Genomic DNA, 3451 nt, shown 5'->3' on the forward strand with positions numbered 1-3451 from the left:
CACATAGTGCGAAAAATTAAACAATAGTACGCCAAATGCAAGTTCTCTTATCATTTTAACTTGTACAGATTGGGAAGTTAAACAAATAGCTCCATTACTATGGTAGGGGTAACGGCGAAGGTTGTTAAGTAGTTTTTTGCTTCTAGCGAAACTCAATACTAGCTTGTAAATGGTTGTTCTTGCTTTCGCTGTTTTGCTCCTGAAGAGACTATGAATAGGTTCTTAGGGTTATTGAAAGTAATAAACTCCTTTATTTAAGACCGAAGTTTTGCTATTCTCGCATTTTAATAATTTAAAATTAATGAATATAAACAAGAACGAGTTTTTATTTCTTCCACTTGGAGGAGTAGGCAGAATTGGGATGAATGTAAGCCTATATCATTACCAAGGGAAGTGGATTATGATTGACCTTGGCATTGGTTTTGCTGATGAAACTATGCCAGGCATTGAGCTATTAATCGCTGATGTGAACTTTATTGCTCAAAGAAAAAAGGATTTGCTTGGAATAATAATTACGCATGCGCATGAAGACCACTGCGGTGCAGTGCCTTATTTGTGGGAAGAATTGCAATGTCCCATATATACAACAAAGTTCACGGTTAATTTTCTCAAGGAGAAACTAAAGGAGTTTCGGCTAGAAGGCATGGTACCTGTGAAAGAGGTGGATATAAACGGCAGCATAAATTTAGATCCTTTCACCGTTGAGTTTATAAACGTAACTCACTCAATTCCTGAAGCACATTCAATATTGGTTAGCACTGATGTAGGTAGCGCGCTTCATACTGGCGATTGGAAATTTGATCTAAAACCTGTTGTTGGTTTAACTTCTAACATAAGTCGTTTAAAAGAAATTGGCGATAAAGGTGACCTGCTTGCAGCAATTTGCGATTCAACAAACATATTGAGCAAACATAATCCCGAATCAGAAGGTGAGATTTATAACAATATCTATAACATAATAAGACGGTCTAAAAAGCTAGTTGCTATGTCGCTTTTTGCTTCAAACGTGGCGCGAATTGAAACAATAAGCCAAGCTGCAAAGGCGCTGGGCAGAAAAGTAGTTCTACTTGGAAGGTCTTTGTGGAGAATAGTAAAAGTTGCACAAGATAGTGGGTATTTAACCAATTCTGTTGAATTTTGTGAAGCAAAAGATGTAGCAGATTTGCCAAGGGAAAAGCTATTGTTGATTTGCACTGGTTGCCAAGGTGAGCCGATGGCAGCAACCTCAAAACTTGCTAATAAGAGTCATCATGCATTTAAAATGCAACAGGGTGATACAGTGGTTTTTTCGTCAAAAATCATCCCTGGCAATGAAACTCGTGCACACAGTATGTTCAACGCCTTTATCGAAATGGGCGTAGAGGTTATCATTGATAAAATGGAGCATGTTCATGCCTCTGGACATCCAGTAAAAGCAGAGCTAAAGGAAATGTATTCTTTGATAAAACCTAGAATGTCTATTCCAGTTCATGGTGAGTATATTCACACGCATGCCCATGTGAAATTTGCTAAAGAGTGCGGTGTGGAAAAAGCAATAATGATTGCACCAGGTGATATCGTTAATTTGGAAAACGGAGAAAAGGTTGATTCAATTGACGTTGACTACTTTGGTGTTGACGGTATGTTGCTACGTTATCCAGAGAGTGGTGTCATAAAAATGCGTAAGAGAATGAGAGATGCTGGAGCTGTTGTAGTGACAGCAATTGTCAACAAGAAAAATAAATTGCTTGCCAAACCAAAGGTATTTGCGCCTGGTGTTTTCGAAGCGTCAGAAGATGCAGCTATTATACAGAGGATTACAAAAACGGTTGAGTCAGCGTTTAGTTTACAGTCAACAAAAAAAATAAGAAATAAGATTGAAAGCTCAATATTCAGTATCTTAAAGGAATATTTACTAAAAAGGCCTATAATTGAGGTCCAAATAGAACAGGTATGAAATGAATGAAGGTGCTCGTTCAGCTAATATTACTTCTTTCGTTATTTCTTCCTTATTTTGCCAAAGCTGCTTTGTATGTTGACATAAGAGAAAACACTGTTGGTAATATTAGCCTTGTTGTATCCAAATGTGCATGTAAAACAGAGCTGGAGAGCGAATTAAGTGAAAGCATCATAAAGATAATTGAAGCAAATTTATCTAATTGTGGCTTATTTAATGTAAAACGTTGTACAGAAACTGAAATTGCGCCGTACAAACCCGGGAGCGATACGCTGGCTACAGTAAGTTTAAGCGAAGTATCAGATAGAACCTTAGAGTTATCGTTACACTTGTTTGATGCTTTCACAAAAAGGGAGTTATTTACTCATTCGGTTGTTTTTTCGGCAAAAGACTGGAGAAAAATTGCCCATTTTGTTTCAGATGCGATACATGATAGATTAACTGGTGAGAAAGGGCATTTTAACACGAAGATAGCGTACATAGCCGAAGAAAGGGATAGTAACTATAAGCCCATACGCAGAATTGCTGTTATGAATCAAGATGGAAGTGATATAAAATACTTAACAAATGGCGACAAATTTGTGTCAACACCAAGGTTTGCACCAAGTGGAAATAGTATTGTTTACATCTCATATCTAGATGGTAGAAGCTACATAATGTTGAAGAATCTGAAAGACAATACTGAGTCGATAATTAGTGCTTTCGAGGGAGTAATCTCTGCTCCGAGATTTTCTCCTGATGGCAAGTCTCTTTTAATCTCTCTCTCATCTAATGGTGAAACAAATATATTGTCTCTAGATTTGAACAGTAAGCGCACGAAAAAAATCACTAGAAGTTCGGCTATAAGCACTTCTCCCTCTTTTTCTCCAGATCAGAAATATATGGTCTTTAGTTCCGATATAAGTGGAAGTCAGCAGCTATATATCATCGATTTCACTAAAAAAAATAAAAAGCCTAAGAGAATTAGCTTTGGGAGTGGAAAGTATGCTACACCTGTTTGGTCGCCAAATGGGGATCTTATAGCTTTTACAAAAATCCAATCGGGAAGATTTTATATAGGAGTTATGAAGCCAGATGGCAAAGGAGAACGTCTACTTTCAGAGGGACATAAAATCGAATCCCCAGCATGGCTCCCAAATGGCAGGGGAATCATCTTTACAAAAACAGAATCACCAAGCGACTCTAAACTATATTCGGTGGACTTAGTAAAGAGGAATCACAAAATAATTTCTACCCCAACAAATGCCTATTTTCCAGATTGGTCGCATCTACCTCTGGTGGAGTAGAAAATAGATAGGTGGTATGAGTAGGTATTGCTTGGTTGAGAAAATGAAAAGATAATAACTTTTCAGAGTGGATAGGGGACAATAGAAATGAAAAAAACTACTTGACAACCTTTGCCGTTACCCCTATAATGATAATGAAGCTATTCATTTAGCTTCAATCTGTGCAGATTAAACGACGAAAGTATCACCGTTGGCGTCTTATGTTTAATTTTTTGCACTATGTGCACCT

Annotated in this window: 2 protein-coding genes; both read left to right on the top strand. The window is 37.4% G+C overall.

Annotated features, from left to right (window positions below; genetic code table 11):
* The first annotated feature begins 301 nt into the window (after nucleotides 1–301).
* Nucleotides 302–1936: a ribonuclease J gene (locus GO685_RS04135; protein ID WP_175937692.1), complete on the top strand. Its 1635-nt coding sequence runs from the start codon at nucleotides 302–304 to the stop codon at nucleotides 1934–1936.
* Nucleotides 1937–1941: 5 nt separating this feature from the next.
* Complete coding sequence (locus GO685_RS04140) at nucleotides 1942–3222, top strand: Tol-Pal system protein TolB (RefSeq protein ID WP_175937693.1); 1281 nt, start codon at nucleotides 1942–1944, stop codon at nucleotides 3220–3222.
* Nucleotides 3223–3451: the final 229 nt, after the last annotated feature.

The sequence above is a fragment of the Wolbachia endosymbiont of Madathamugadia hiepei genome, assembly GCF_013366855.1.
Classification (GTDB): Bacteria; Pseudomonadota; Alphaproteobacteria; order Rickettsiales; family Anaplasmataceae; genus Wolbachia.

Bases quoted from the DNA above. Each gene is read 5' to 3' on its own strand.
- GO685_RS04135 (WP_175937692.1), top strand. From the start codon at position 302: ATGAATATAAACAAGAACGAGTTTTTATTTCTTCCACTTGGAGGAGTA.
- GO685_RS04140 (WP_175937693.1), top strand. From the start codon at position 1,942: ATGAAGGTGCTCGTTCAGCTAATATTACTTCTTTCGTTATTTCTTCCT.